This window comes from Sphingomonas sp. AC435 (assembly GCF_979253005.1).
The window spans coordinates 1-13,258 of sequence record NZ_CEEDCJ010000018.1 but is presented as its reverse complement, the minus strand read 5'-3'; the positions used below and the strand labels follow the sequence as shown (position 1 = coordinate 13,258).

The following is a 13,258-nucleotide window of genomic DNA, read 5'->3' as shown; positions in this document are numbered from 1 at the left end:
TGCCCATCCATGCCGGCCTCCATCCAGCCAGCACTGTGAATCAGATCAGCGCGTCCGTGTGAATCCCCTTCGACTCAGGTCGGCCGGAAAACGCTCTAGCTGCTGTGGCATTTTACCGAGATATCGAATGAAGCTCATATGCGCCTTCCTGACGGCTGCACTGACGGCGCCGCTCGCAGCGCGCGACCTGAATGTGCCGGTCGATAAAGGATGGATGCACGCCGAGACCGGCATCGTGCTGCGACCGCAGCTTGCTGGCCTGATGCGCACGGCACTCCAGGATGCCACGCAAAGCGAGCGCGACGTCACCGCTCAATTTGGGGCGCCCGACAAGAGCGTTGTCGCCACAATCTACGTCTTCCGCCCTGCCATTGCTGACGTCGGCATGTGGTTCGACCGGTCGCGGACCGCGCTTGAAGGCAGGAGCACCTTCAAGAACACGTCGCCCGCAACGGCAGACCCCGTCGCCTTCGCGGCGGGCGGCTCGTCGTCACTTTTGTCGCTGCGTCAGGTGTACGCCAGCCCCGACGGACCATTTCGCAGCACCGCGCTCGCGGTCGTACCCGTAGGCCAGTGGATTGTCGGGATCAGGATGAGCGCCGCGACACTTAGTGCGGGCGAACTCGATGGACGGCTTTTGCAGGTCATTAGCGCAATCAAGTGGCCGAACACATCAGACATCCCTTCGCTCGCCGCAACGCCGATCAATGCGTGCGCCACGCCGATAGCTTTCCACAAAGCCAAGCAGATCAAGCCAAGTGGATCCGAAATGCTTATGTCCCTGATCGGCGGCAGCATGGTGGCCAAGCAGCAAGCCGAGCAGAAAGACTCGCCGGCACCCATCTCCACTTGGTGCCGCAACGGGACGGCAACCACGGAGTACGGCATCTACCAATCGGACGGCCGCCTGAAGGGCTATGTCCTTGCTCTGTACGACGCCGGCAGGGTCGTGAGCGTCTATCCTTCGATCATGGGCCAGATCGACGACACTGGAACCTACTCGGTCACGCTAGAAGACGTGGATGGCACCGTTTCCACGTTTCCATCCTTCAGCGCGCTGCCTGATCCAAAGCAGGTCTGGGAGTTGATCAATAAGGTCAGTCCTTCCGGCTTTGCGAAAGGGAAGACCATAACGCTCGACCCGAAAAGCCTCCGCTAATTTATCCGATTAGCCCGTGCTGTCGACCGCATCACAGCCCTGAGGGGCCTTGGCTGCCTGCGATTACGGTTTGCTGCTCAGAGGGGCTCACAGGCGGCTCAACGTACCGGTATGTTGCAGAGGAGGGCTGTCAAACTCCTGCTAGCGGCTCAGGGCTTCAATCCGTCTTGCACAGATCATCTCCACCACGCGTCCAAGCTCAGCCACCCGATCGCCGAGCCAGCTGAGCTCGTCCTCGTCGATGCTGTAATGGCGCGAATAGCGTGCCTTCACATAGGCCTCCTTCAGCTTTTCGAACATGGCGCGATCCCGCTTTGCGTCGCGGGGCCACACCTCTGCCAGCTGCGGGTCGATCCGCTCGGCCTGAGCGCGCAGGACGCCAAGGTTGTGCGAGTGCGGTGTGTAGAAGGTGTGGACCAACAGCACGCAGTGGTAAAACCGCTCGGCCGCTTGGTGGAGCTGAAAGGCTGCTTCTTTGAGCCGTCCTTGATCAAGGACGTAGCGGGCAGTGTCGAGTTGGCCTGAAGCGCTCGGCCACCATTCATCCAGATATTCTTGTGCCAGCGCGAATGCCTCGGCCGGCGTTTTGGGGCGAGGTTCGGCCAGGCCGTTCGGCTCCGATTGGTAGTGCGCGATCCCGTCGCGGGCGATGTCCATGAAGAAGTAGCGGCCCTGTGCCAGGCCGGCATTCACCTGGTCGAGACTGTGCACGATGAAGCCGACCGGCGTGCGTAAGTCGCCCGTGATCATTAGCTCGCGGTTGAGCCGATCCTCGGCCGCCGACCAGAACTCGACGCGGTCGGTCAGCTTGTCGTGATTGACGATGATCAGCAGGTCGAAATCCGATTGATAGCCCTTGGCGGTATGGGGTTCATCGACCCAGCCGCCACGGGCATACGACCGTACAAAATGACTTTGAGGATACGGGCCTGACGCTTCCAGTCCGCGGTTGCGATCGCGGTGGCGGAGGCGAACTCCTCGAACAGGATCCGGACCACCCGTTCGAGCTCGCGCTGCTTGGCGGGCGGCAGGTGATCGAGGGTGGTGCGCATGGCATCACCTCTAGCGGGAGACAGGCTCTTTCGCGAGGTCAGGCGTGCGTGGAGACGGGGGGCAAAACCAGCGACCCGGGCGAGTTTGCTTCAGTCGGTTCGAAGCGTTCTGGCATCGCTACATCCTTGTCGATTTCGGCCGATCACCAAAGCTTTCGGGCGAAGGATGAGGGCAGGGGCCATGCCCGCCAAGTCCACCATTGCGGCCCGTTCGCCCGCCGCTGCAACCGTCGGTATCCACGACGATCCTGCACCTGCCTCCGTGTCAGTTTCCGGATCGTGCGATGCGCTGGATTCCTCGTCTGCCAGTCGCGACCTTGTTCGTGAGCCGCCAAAAGCTGCGACTGGCGGCTTCCGAGACCATCGCGGATCGCCGTGCCGCGCTGCGTAGTGCCGACAGGATGCGGGGCAGGGCGATCGGAGAATGCACACAGCGCAACGGAGTGCAGGTTGGAGCGGGCAGTGTTCCCTTTAGCGGGGAACAGGCTTTTCCTTGAGGTCGGAAATCCGAAATCCGGGCGAGTTTGCCTCAGTCGGTTGGAGGCGTTTCGGGCATCGCTGCACCCTGGCCAATTCCGCAAATCACAAATCTGTCGAGGGGGTCATGCTCGCTAAGTCCAGCATTGCACCCTGTTCGTTCGGTGCTGAAACCTGTAATATCCACGACGATCCTGCACGCTGCTGACCATCAGTTTGCCGATCGTGCGACGCGCGCAATTTTTCTTCCAATGACCTCGAGGTGGGGGCCCTGTTCGTGAGCCGCCGGGGGCTAACGCTGGCGGCTTTTCGGACCTTCAGGACATCGCCGTCGAGGGCCGATGGGAGCGGGAAGCAGGCGGCCGGAAATGCACCTTGGCAGGATGTTGAGCTTGAGACCGGCTCGCGAATTTCCATGCGCGGGTCAAAGCCGAACGCGGAAAATCGTCGCGGAAAGTGAAGGCGACAGGGTGACAATCCGGCCGCAGCGGCCGATCGTTTCTCGTCGATTTCCGCTTGGCAGCGGCGCAGCGGCTCCCCGGAATCGGGGACGCTGCGCATCACCCGGAGCCGGGTTTCAACGCCATCATCAGCAACAACGATCGAGGACTACAGTAGTGCACACCTTACGCAAGCTTCGCTTGCCCTTTTCCCTTTAACTTCAAGAACTTAGGAGTTTTGGGGTCGGTGCGCTTTTGTGCGCCGAAACGCGCACATACGCACACGCTATCAAAAATGGCGGATTACCGAGCTTTTTTCGTGCCAAAACTGCGCACAGGCATCAATTCCAAGGCTTGTTTCCGTTGGCATTCACAACCGATGGAGGCACCTTTCTCAGGCCCCACCAGCCCCACTGCAATGGAGCTGGTATTGAGCAAACATCACCACACTTCGACATGCCTACCGCGTCAGGTGCACGAACGGGTCGAGGCATTAGGCGCAACCCGCAAAACCTCACCCTCGCTGATAATCCTGGAGGCGGCCGAGCGGTGTTTCAACACGATGCGCGGCCGCTCAGAAAGCGATGCCCGGCACCTGCGGGTCAGCGAATATACCCAGCTCGCGCTCGACTGGATTATCCAGCAGGACCACCCGGAAGTCAGGGAACGTTTGATCGCTGAAGCTGATCGCCGGATGGCGATTCATCATGGCGCGCGATGATCCCGAAAAACCGCGCAAGGACTTAGAAATGATGGCCGTCATATTCCGCAGGAGCACCACTCGCCGCGAGGGTCAACGCCGCGGAAAAGCGGACGCCTCCAGACGTCCTGAGGCTGCCATTTGGTGCACGGGAATTCGGTGGAATCTATCGCCCCCTACACAATCGCCATCACCCCTACACAATCGCCATCATCCAAACCCAGACCGCCTTGAGCAGTCCCACACGACGCTGATCGAGCAGACGGGATCGACAAAAACCACCGCTCTTCGCGAGCACACTTTTTCGGAAAAACCGCCGAACACCGCTGTCGTTTTCGCATTTTTCGACAGCCCCGTACGCTGTACAATCCTGAAGTCATTCGATGCCCGCCGCCCGGCAATGGTCGATCTTCAATGATTGCTCGACCTGAAGCGGATTCACCGTTGCCGCTGTGGCCCTGGTCCCGTCTGACGGCGGATCATCAGAGCCGTTTCGGGCGCTGGCTGCGCGCACGTTGTTAGGTCCCTTGTCCGTCAAGATGATGCGGGGCGACGGGGCTTCAGTCCGTCGCAGATACGCCGATCACGATACCCTCCACAGCCACCTGATCCCGGCCGTGTTGCTTGGCGCGGTGCAGCTGCGTTTGTGCAGCCTCAAGGAGTTCTCCGGCGCTGCGGCTGCGCATCGCCACGACGCCGGCGGAGAGCATGATCCGCCCCAGAGGCTGATCGTTTTCTCGCACCTTCATCTCGCGCGCGCCGATCGCCGCGCATGCGTCCGAGACGATGTCAGCAGCGGTTTTGAGGTCAGTACCCTCCATCAGGATCGCGAAGGTTCCGCCCTCCCACCTGGCTAACAGATGGCCGCTGCACTGCTCCGCTAGCGTTCGTGCCACCACCGTCAGGAGACGATCGCCGACGGCTGGCGAGTGGCTCTCGTTCACTGCCCGCAGCCGATCGATATCGACGAGCGACAGGCATGCAGGCTCGCGTGCTGTGTCGGCCGCCAGCATAGTTTGAAGCCCTGCGGCATTCATCAAGCCCGTCAAAGGATCGCGCTGACCCGAGGTCTGCAATGCAGCCAGTTCCGTGCGGATTGCCCGTGCACGTTGGCCGGCCTCCGCGAAGCTCGCCTCCGCCTGCTCGGCGCGCTGCATCATCGCGGAGATCATGCGGCCGACCTCGCTGGTAGGCGCCTCGAGCAGCGTGGCGGAGGCCATGACCAGCTCGCGGTTGAGGTCGGTGGACATCGACATGGCATCACCGACGACGTCGAGTACGCGCAGGGTCAGATGATCGAGTTGCGGCGCGATCGGATGGGCTGTGCCGACTGGCATCAGCTTCTGAACCTGATCCTCCGTCAGTCGCACCCCGCCGTCGACGGCCCCGTCGACGCGCTCGCGAAGCTCTCCGTCTGCGCCGTTCAGATACTCATGGGCGAAGGCATAGTGTTCAGGCGTATGGGCAAGACGATGATGATTAAGGAAGGCGAGGACGCTCGTCCCGTGTTGCCCCTTCCTCCGATCGACCATCCTGTGTCTCCGCCCTGAGTGCCGCCTGAAGGCAGTTCAGATCCACGTGGCAGTGCAGCACCGGCCGCAGTGAGAGGCAACAGCTTAGAGGTCTATATCTCGTCCATTTATAACCTGGGCTGTCGGATTTCGGACCGGGCCTAACCGTCCCGTGCAGCTCGTGGGCGCGACGGTGCCGTGGGCGGCTCGATAGCGTCGCTCCCTTCCAGCAGATCGACCACGCGAAGGTTAAGGGGAACGGTTATGTCCTGCATCGTCAGCAGGGTCGGATTGCGCCGTCCACGTTCGATGTCGCTGAGGTAGGTCCGATCCATACCGGCACGGAAGGCAAGCTCCTCCTGCGTCAGGCCGGCAGCCAGTCGGTGACGACGAACGTTGAGGCCAACTAGCGTGCACAGCTCCATGGAGCGTCAAGCACCCCATTGTCGACTATATCTCTATCGGATATAGTCGACATATGACTAAAAATACGGCTACAGGCCTGACAGCGCAGCTTGATCGGGAAGCGCTGATCGCGCGCAACGAAGCCCTTCAGGAGCTTGCCGCACTACATTTCTTCGCTGCCTTTCCGTTCATGTCATCTGCACGCCTGCGAGATCATGTCCTGCAGATCTCCCGCTGGAATCTGGAGGGATGGGACGAAGGCAACGAAGAAGGTTTGCTTGTGTTCGAGTTGGCGGGCTGGACTGCCGCGAAGGGGCGCAGCACAGCCCTACAGCGCTATGCCCAGCAACGATCCGCACCGATGCAACCTGAGGAAGCAGCCGTGCTCGCCAGTATGCAGATGAGCGTCATATCATTCTGGAAGGTGCAGGAAGCGCATCCCGTTGTCGGATGGATTGTTCGAGATGTGCTACACGGGGGAACGCTCTGGATCATTGCGGAAACTCTTAGCCGATACTTCGACGCAGGCGAACGCCCCACTTTCGTCACGCGCCTATTTCGCGATGTGCAGGAGGGGTTCTGGATGACCTGCGGTAGTAATTTCCTAATATCAGAGGGGGTGGTCACCTTCTCATCAACGGGGAAGGACTCGTTTTATACTGGCTCCGAACAGCATGCCGCATATAGCCGAGAGAGCCGGTACGTCTCTGCCCTCTATGCGGTAATTCCAGAGCGAGCCGGCAGCCCGTCCAACTTCATGACAGAGAAGAGGGCGTCGAGATGTTTATTCCCGGCATGTGGTGGATCGGATTGACGATTACTGGTTTGGCTCTGACGTCCAGATCTTGGCGACGTATTCGTATGGCATTAGGACGCTGAGCGTCTTGAGCCGGGGAGCAAAGTTGTAGGCGGCCATGAAGTCGGCAAGGTGCGTCTGGAGCTGTTGGTAGATCTCGTAGTGGAAGTGTTTGACGGTTGCCTCATTGATGGTTCGATTCATCCGGCCGACCTGACCGTTGGTCCACGGATGGTTTAGTTTCGAGAGCCGGTGATTGATGCCATTTGCCTCACGGATCACTTCTCAAAATTATAATTAAGGGATTGTAGATAATAGTACGAGCTAGCGTCTTAAATCCGCACATCGCTGAGAGAATATTGTTGGTAACGCGGCAAACGGCTGAAATCACCGCTTTCGAACGGACGGGCTTGGAAGAGATAGCCATAATAGAAGGCCCGCAAGCGCCGGTGGAAGTCGCGGATGCGGTCCTGGTACGCCAATTGCGCGGTGAGGTCTGTTTCGGCGAGCCGCGTCAGCAGCGCCTGAACGCCGACCGATGGCAGCACCCAGCCGAGGGCCCGGCCCGCGGCGTCGCGCCCCTCCAGCCCGGATCGATAGGCGCGCACCCGGTCGTGGACGCTGTCGTCGCCATTCTGGTGGAAGGCGAAATACCATTTGTAGTGGAAGTCGGGTCCCAGTGGGGCGGAATCGGCCCATTCGGGGTGGCTGGCGTAGAAGCGGCGCATCGTGTCTTCGCGCGGAATGTCCCAGGCGCGGTTCACCGCCTCGCGCTGCGCCAGAGCAATTTCCGCGCCCTGATCGACGGGGATCGCCGCGTTGATGGCGACGTTGGCCAGCGTCGGGGCGATCAGCACCAGCACCAGCCATGTCGCCGCCAACGTCGCCGCATTCGTGACCGAATTCCAGCGGAGGTGGCCGACCAGGGCGGCCAGCGCGACCCAGAACAGCAGGTAAGCGAGGGTCAGCGCCAGCACGATCGCGATCGTGGACCCGGCGACGCCCTCGATCAGCGCCGCGATGCCGAAAGGTATGCCCAGCGCCGCCCATAGCAACGCCAGCCGGAGCGCGGATCGCCGGCGCCACAGCGCCCGGCCACCGTTCGGCAGCGCGTCGAGCGTTCGCAGCCGCCCCGCCTCCCGCTCGCCCGAGACGAGGTCGTAGAACAGCGCGATCACGAACAGCGGCGCGAGAAACACCAGTACGAAGGCGAAGTCGAAACGGCCGGGCAGCGCCAGTTCGGGGTTGAAGATATCGCCGTCGTAGATTTGCGCCTCGAGCCCCAGCGCACGCACGCGCAGTATATAAGGTGCGACATCGCGCATCCCGAGCGCGGCGAAGGCGAGCGGCGCGGGCGCGTCCCAGGTCGGATGGAAGCTGTAATAGGCGGCGCTGCCGGCATCCTTGGTGCGGTCGACATAGGCGGCCACCGCCGCGATATCCTCCGCCTGCGCGGCCGGGATCGCGGCAATGGCGGCGCGCTGGCGTGACACCTCGACGATGCCCGCCGCCAGCGCGGCACTGGTCAGCAGCGCCAGCAAGGCCAGCGCGATCATCGCCAGCCGCTGACGCGAGAACAGCCGCCATTCCTGCACCCAGAGGTTCATCACCGTGCTCCCAGTCGGCGGGTGGCGAGCGCGAGGAGGGTCAGAGCCAGCGCTAGCCATCCGATCACGATCACGAGGCCCGGCAGCACCGCGGTGGCGAGCGTCATGCCGTCGGGCGGAACGAAGTGGAAATCGGGCATCGCCCGCCAATGATCGCCGGAGACGCGCTTGCGGCGGTCGGCGCCGGCGTCCTTGGCGGTGTCGTCGGCATAGCGGACGCCCTCCGCCTGCATGCGGTTCAGCCGCTGCACCAGGGCGTAGCGATAGGCCTCCGCCTGTTCGAGGAAGCGGCGATGTCCGGCGACATCGGTGCCGGCCGCGGCCATCGATAGCGAGCGCAGCGCAATCGCCGGGCTGAGCACACCGATCGCCGCGACGATGCCGTTCTGCCGCGCCTGCGCGGCGAAGCTGTCGGTGGCATAACGGTCGAACAGCGACGCGGTCATCCGTTCGCCCTCCATCGCCACCACGCCCTTGTAGTTGACGGGCAGGTCCTCGACCCTGTCGACACCGTAGCGTGCGAGCACCGATCGCTGGAAGGCGGCGAAATGCGGGTCGTCGGGATCGTGGCTGTCGCCCATCGTGCGAAGGTCGCGCGCGATCGCGACGTCGGTCTGCAACCGGTTCGTCAGCGGCACTGCGGCGCTCGCCAGATCGGGGGCGACGCGCGGCACCAGCACCAACGTCACCGCCCACATCGCCACCAGCGCCAGCAACGCATCGCGACTGCGCCGGACCAGCGTCGAGACGAGCAGGATCAGGACCGCCCACACTGCGAGATAGGTGGCGTAGCCCAGAGCGATGAGGGACATCGGCGCCAGCATGTGTTGGGCCAGCGCGCCCGGCTGGCCGGCGATCAGCAGCAGCCCGATCATCGCCGGCGCGCCCGCGATCAGCGCGACCGTACCCAGCGCCAGCAGCTTGCCGCGCACCACCTGACGCCGGCTGGCCCCTTGCAGCATCAGCAGGCGCAGCGTGCCGCGCTCGGTCTCGCGGGCCAGCGCGCCGTAACCGAGGAAGATCAGCAGCAGCGGCGCCACCACCTGCAACACGAAGGCGGGCGTCAGCTGACCGAAGCGGACCAGCAGCGAGCTTTGCCGCACGTCGCCGAAATTGGCGGTGTTCTGGCGATGCCCCTCCAGGAACATGCTGTTGCCGGTATAGGCGTCGACACCGGGATCGAACGCCGCGAGCGGCCCCGGCGGGCGGAAGATGAAGGTGCCGTAATGCACCATTCGGTGCGGATGCCGGTCGGGCTGCGCATCGAATGCGCGTTCGGCGACATGGGCATGACGGTCGCGCAGCGCGGCGACGCCGTTCCGGTGCGCCCACGAACTCGCCACCGCCACCAGCGTCAGCAGCACCAGCATCGCAAAGGCGATCACCGCGACGCGGTTGCGCGCCATCATCCGCAATTCGTCGCGCGCGATCAGGCGAACGGTCCGATCCCCGACGCTCATGCGGCCACCTGCCCGCTATTCTCTTGGCCGTCGCTCACTTGCCCATCGCTCATGTGCGCGCCGGCCGCCTGGAAGCGCGCGTGGAGGGCGCGCACATCGAACCGCTCCGGCCCGCTCGCGGTCACTTCGTGCGCGACGCGGCCCGCTTCCAGAAACGCGATCCGGTCGGCGACATCGGCCGCGGACAATAGGTCGTGTGTCACCATCAGCACCGCGGTGCCCCGCGTGCGCACCGCGACCAGCAGCGCGTTGAAGTCCGCCGTGGCACGCGGATCGAGGCCCGAGGTCGGCTCGTCGAGCAGCAGCACCGGCACCTGTCGCAGCAGCGCGACCGCGATCGCGACCTTTTGCCGCATACCCTTGGAAAAGCCGCCCAGCCGCTGGTCCCATGCGCGGTCCTGCAACCCCGCCGCGGCCAGCGCATCGGTGATCGCGGTGCGGTTCCGGTGGTGGCCCGATCGCCCGGCGGGCTGCCGACCGGCCCGCTGACCGGCCCCCTGACCGGAGAGCGCGAGCAGATAATCGACATTCTCGACGGCCGAGAGATGCTCGTAGAGTGCGACATTCTCCGGCAGGTACGCGATGCGGCGACGGGCCTCGTCCGGGTTCGCGGCGGGATCGATCCCGCATACCGCGACCGTTCCCGATTGTGCGCGGGTAAAGCCTAGCAGCGCCGACAGGGTGGTCGACTTGCCCGCACCATTTCCGCCCAGCAGCGCGGTGATGCTGCCCGCCGGCACCGCCAGCGACAGGCGATCCAGCACGCGATGCGCACCATAGGCGAGTGTCAGATCGTCGATGCGGATCGGGTCCGTGACGGGCGAACAGGGCGTCATAAGGGGCGAAGAGGGCGTCATCGGGAACCTCGGCATGGCGTCCGGGGTCTCATGCCGCATCGCAAAAAATGTAACAAGGTATCATTGACGATGTTACAACATAACCGCCATAACGCGGCCGATCAGGTCCCTCAGCGGCCCGATATGTGTTGCCGAAGGGGGATATCGTTTGCGGCGTTCCATGCGCACCACCGTGATGGCGGGTGCTCCGATCGCCATCGCGTTCTCCGGCTCGCCCGCGTTCGCGCAATCCGGGCCATTCGAACCGGTCGGGCAGGCTGAGCAGGTTGGGGAGGCCGACGACGATGCCCGCCGCGAGCGCGAGACCATCACCATCACCGGCGTCCGCCAGCCCTATCGCGGCGATTTCGCGCTGCGCGAGATCCCGCAGGCGATCGCGACGATCGACGACAGCGTCATCGAGGAGAATGCGATCCTGCGGCTGACCGATGCGCTGGACCTGAACGCATCGGTGATGCGGCAGAATACGCTGGGCGGCCTGTGGGACAGTTTCGCCGTGCGCGGGTTCGTCGGCGACGAGAATTTGCCGAGCGGCTATCTGGTCAACGGCTTCAACGCCGGGCGCGGGTTCAGCGGCCAGCGCGACGTCGCGGGGATCGAACGGGTCGAGGTGCTGAAGGGGCCGGCCGCGGCGGTGCTGGGGCGCGGCGAGCCGGGCGGATCGATTAACATCGTCACGAAGCAGGCCGAACTCGGCCGCAGTTTCGGCACCGCCTCGCTGCAATATCGCAGCTTCGACACCGTCCGGGCGGAGGGCGACGCCAATCTGGCGCTGACCGGCAACGTCACGGCGCGGCTGATCGGCTATGCCGAATCCGGCGACACGTTCCGCGACACGGTGGAGCAGAAACGCTGGGGATTTCTGCCGTCGATCGGCGTCGGGCTGGGCGAGGCCACGCGGCTGACCTACGACTTCGAATGGACGCGGGTGGAGGTGCCGTTCGACCGCGGCATCGTGGTACTGAACGGGGATTTCGACACCGTACCGCGCTCGCGCTTTCTGGGCGAGCCAAGCGACGGCGATACCGTGGCGCGTGCGACGGGGCACCAGTTGCGGCTCCAGCATGATTTCAGCGACAGGTGGAGCCTGCTGGTCGGGGCCAGCCACCGCGACACGCTGCTGACCGGCGCGTCCTCCGATGCGGAGACGGTGCGGTCGCGCCAGAAACTGTATGTCGATGGCCGGTCGTTGTCGCGCCAGCGGCGGACGCGGCGCTATACGTCCGAACACAGCGTGTTCCGCGCGGAGATCGCGGGCGAGTTCATGACCGGGTCGCTGCGTCACCGCGTGCTGGTGGGCGGGGATTTCGACTATTTCGACACCGACCAGATGTTCACCCGCTATCGCGGCCCGGTGGTGACGGCGACCACGACAGACCGCGCGGGCTATGTGCTGGACCTGCGCAACCCGGTCTATGGCCGGTATCCGGTCCCGGTCACGACGCCGACCACCGATCGGCTCGACGTGCAGCGCACCGCCGGCGCGTATGTGCAGGACCAGATCAGCCTGACCGACCGGTTGCAGGTCCGGATCGGCGGACGGTACGACGATTTCCTGCTGCGCGTGGACAATCGCCTGACGGATGTATTGGGCCGGCGCCAGCGCAGCCGTTTCAGCCCACAGGCGGGCATCGTCTATGATCTCAGCCAACCGCTGTCGCTCTATGCCGCGTACGGAGAGGGTTACCGCGCCAATATCGGCGCAGATGCAACCGGCAACGTGTTCGAACCGGAGACGAGCCGGTCGATTGAGGCGGGCGTGAAGCTGACCGCGCTGGGTGGGCGGCTGACGGGGACGCTGGCGGTCTATCAATTACAGAAGTCGAACGTGCTGGCGACCGACACGCTCAACCCCGGCTTTTCGGTCGCGATCGGCAAGGCGCGCAGCCGTGGTGTCGAGCTGGACGTCAACGGCCGCCTGCCAGGCGGCGTCGACCTGTTGCTGAGCTATGCCTATACCGATGCGGAGGCGCGGTCGCGCGTGCTCGACCCGAATTTCTCGTTCCAGATCGAACCCGGCGATCGCCTGATCAACATCTCCGATCACAATCTCAACGTGCAGGCGACGAAGCGCTTCACGCTTGGCGCACGCGACGCGATGCTGGGGGCGGGCATCCAGTATATGGGGAAGCGGAACGGCGAGACGGGGACCGGTTTCACCTTGCCGTCGCATACACTGGTGCGTGTATTCGGGCAGATCGGGGTGACCGACGATGTCGAGCTGTTCGGGTCCGTCGCGAACCTGTTCGACGAGCACTGGTATGCGAACAGCTATGCGCCGGTCTGGGTGCAGCCGGGTACGCCCCGCACCGCCACGATCGGCCTGCGCGCCCGTTTCTAATCGCGGATCCCCGACGCCCATCTTCGATCGAGTGGCAAGACGCGTCTTCCGTCTCTTGGCGGTGCGAGACGTAGGCGTGGCGGACCGGATCATGTGAGGGCGACCGCTTGACGGACAGGGGGGAGTGCGATCGCCCTCGGTCACAAGACGGAGACGATCCCGGTGAACCTTGGGCCCCTTACCCCTGCCCTCTGGCCCCGTCCCGGATCGTGCGTCGAAAGCGAAAATAAGCGCTTGACGGGGCGGATCGCCTTCCATAGATACGCCGAACCGCAGCGGTTGCCCTTACGGGTTTGGTGCTGCGGTCGCCAAAAACCAGATGCTTAGGGGCTTTCCGAAAGGAGAGTTGTCGGAGCGTCGGGGTATTTGTGTCGGTTCTTTGACATTGTTGGTTTAGATGAAGGGACATGTGGGCGGCGGCCTGCGGGATGTCTGGCGTTATCAAGGCGTTGG

At 63.7% G+C, this 13,258-nt stretch carries 10 protein-coding genes and 2 pseudogenes; 5 read left to right on the top strand and 7 right to left on the bottom strand.

The genetic code is table 11. From position 1 onward, the window contains the following. The first annotated feature begins 127 nt into the window (after positions 1-127). A complete protein-coding gene (locus AC0CH8_RS18675; RefSeq protein WP_204200569.1) occupies positions 128-1,159 on the top strand; it encodes a hypothetical protein in 1,032 nt (343 codons plus the stop codon). A 141-nt stretch (positions 1,160-1,300) separates the two neighbouring features. Here the strand turns inward: AC0CH8_RS18675 and AC0CH8_RS18670 are convergent. Then, positions 1,301-2,211, bottom strand: a pseudogene (locus AC0CH8_RS18670) (HEPN domain-containing protein). Between the two features lie 1,389 nt (positions 2,212-3,600). Here AC0CH8_RS18670 and AC0CH8_RS18665 point away from each other — a divergent pair. After that, positions 3,601-3,849: a hypothetical protein gene (locus AC0CH8_RS18665; protein WP_465241172.1), complete on the top strand. Its 249-nt coding sequence runs from the start codon at positions 3,601-3,603 to the stop codon at positions 3,847-3,849. Next, on the top strand, positions 3,836-4,246 hold the full coding sequence (locus AC0CH8_RS18660) for a hypothetical protein (RefSeq protein WP_465241171.1): 411 nt from the start codon (positions 3,836-3,838) through the stop codon (positions 4,244-4,246). Before AC0CH8_RS18665 ends, AC0CH8_RS18660 begins: the two co-directional genes overlap by 14 nt. Positions 4,247-4,388: 142 nt before the next feature. Here the strand turns inward: AC0CH8_RS18660 and AC0CH8_RS18655 are convergent, their stop codons facing one another. Together AC0CH8_RS18655 and AC0CH8_RS18650 are read right to left on the bottom strand one after the other, a co-directional pair. After that, positions 4,389-5,360: a GGDEF domain-containing protein gene (locus AC0CH8_RS18655; RefSeq protein WP_465241170.1), complete on the bottom strand. Its 972-nt coding sequence runs from the start codon at positions 5,358-5,360 to the stop codon at positions 4,389-4,391. Between the two features lie 140 nt (positions 5,361-5,500). Beyond that, positions 5,501-5,764 (bottom strand): helix-turn-helix domain-containing protein, encoded by a 264-nt coding sequence (locus AC0CH8_RS18650; protein WP_204200575.1) that lies wholly within the window; start codon positions 5,762-5,764, stop codon positions 5,501-5,503. Positions 5,765-5,817: 53 nt separating this feature from the next. Between AC0CH8_RS18650 and AC0CH8_RS18645 the strand changes: the two genes are divergently transcribed. Beyond that, positions 5,818-6,558, top strand: coding sequence for a hypothetical protein (locus AC0CH8_RS18645; RefSeq protein ID WP_465241169.1), 741 nt, complete (start codon positions 5,818-5,820; stop codon positions 6,556-6,558). Here AC0CH8_RS18645 and AC0CH8_RS18640 read toward each other — a convergent pair. The 4 genes and pseudogenes from AC0CH8_RS18640 to AC0CH8_RS18625 form a co-directional block, all read right to left on the bottom strand. Beyond that, a pseudogene (locus AC0CH8_RS18640) lies at positions 6,500-6,807 on the bottom strand (integrase core domain-containing protein); the annotation flags it as partial. The gene AC0CH8_RS18645 and the pseudogene AC0CH8_RS18640 overlap by 59 nt on opposite strands. 65 nt (positions 6,808-6,872) lie before the next feature. Next, the gene (locus AC0CH8_RS18635; protein ID WP_465241168.1) at positions 6,873-8,147 is read right to left on the bottom strand and encodes an ABC transporter permease; all 1,275 of its coding nucleotides are present in this window, start codon (positions 8,145-8,147) and stop codon (positions 6,873-6,875) included. Further along, positions 8,147-9,607: an ABC transporter permease gene (locus AC0CH8_RS18630; protein WP_465241167.1), complete on the bottom strand. Its 1,461-nt coding sequence runs from the start codon at positions 9,605-9,607 to the stop codon at positions 8,147-8,149. Before AC0CH8_RS18630 ends, AC0CH8_RS18635 begins: the two co-directional genes overlap by 1 nt. After that, positions 9,604-10,443: an ABC transporter ATP-binding protein gene (locus AC0CH8_RS18625; RefSeq protein WP_465241166.1), complete on the bottom strand. Its 840-nt coding sequence runs from the start codon at positions 10,441-10,443 to the stop codon at positions 9,604-9,606. The genes AC0CH8_RS18630 and AC0CH8_RS18625 overlap by 4 nt, the downstream gene beginning before the upstream one ends. A gap of 181 nt (positions 10,444-10,624) precedes the next feature. Between AC0CH8_RS18625 and AC0CH8_RS18620 the strand changes: the two genes are divergently transcribed. Then, complete coding sequence (locus AC0CH8_RS18620) at positions 10,625-12,805, top strand: TonB-dependent siderophore receptor (protein WP_465241165.1); 2,181 nt, start codon at positions 10,625-10,627, stop codon at positions 12,803-12,805. Positions 12,806-13,258: the final 453 nt, after the last annotated feature.

What these genes read in the sequence shown, in the direction of transcription:
- AC0CH8_RS18675 (WP_204200569.1), top strand. Translation starts at nt 128, where the DNA reads ATGAAGCTCATATGCGCCTTCCTGACGGCTGCACTGACGGCGCCGCTC.
- AC0CH8_RS18660 (WP_465241171.1), top strand. Translation starts at nt 3,836, where the DNA reads ATGGCGCGCGATGATCCCGAAAAACCGCGCAAGGACTTAGAAATGATG.
- AC0CH8_RS18655 (WP_465241170.1), bottom strand. Translation starts at nt 5,360, where the DNA reads ATGGTCGATCGGAGGAAGGGGCAACACGGGACGAGCGTCCTCGCCTTC.
- AC0CH8_RS18650 (WP_204200575.1), bottom strand. Translation starts at nt 5,764, where the DNA reads ATGGAGCTGTGCACGCTAGTTGGCCTCAACGTTCGTCGTCACCGACTG.
- AC0CH8_RS18645 (WP_465241169.1), top strand. Translation starts at nt 5,818, where the DNA reads ATGACTAAAAATACGGCTACAGGCCTGACAGCGCAGCTTGATCGGGAA.
- AC0CH8_RS18635 (WP_465241168.1), bottom strand. Translation starts at nt 8,147, where the DNA reads ATGAACCTCTGGGTGCAGGAATGGCGGCTGTTCTCGCGTCAGCGGCTG.
- AC0CH8_RS18630 (WP_465241167.1), bottom strand. Translation starts at nt 9,607, where the DNA reads ATGAGCGTCGGGGATCGGACCGTTCGCCTGATCGCGCGCGACGAATTG.
- AC0CH8_RS18625 (WP_465241166.1), bottom strand. Translation starts at nt 10,443, where the DNA reads ATGACGCCCTGTTCGCCCGTCACGGACCCGATCCGCATCGACGATCTG.
- AC0CH8_RS18620 (WP_465241165.1), top strand. Translation starts at nt 10,625, where the DNA reads ATGCGCACCACCGTGATGGCGGGTGCTCCGATCGCCATCGCGTTCTCC.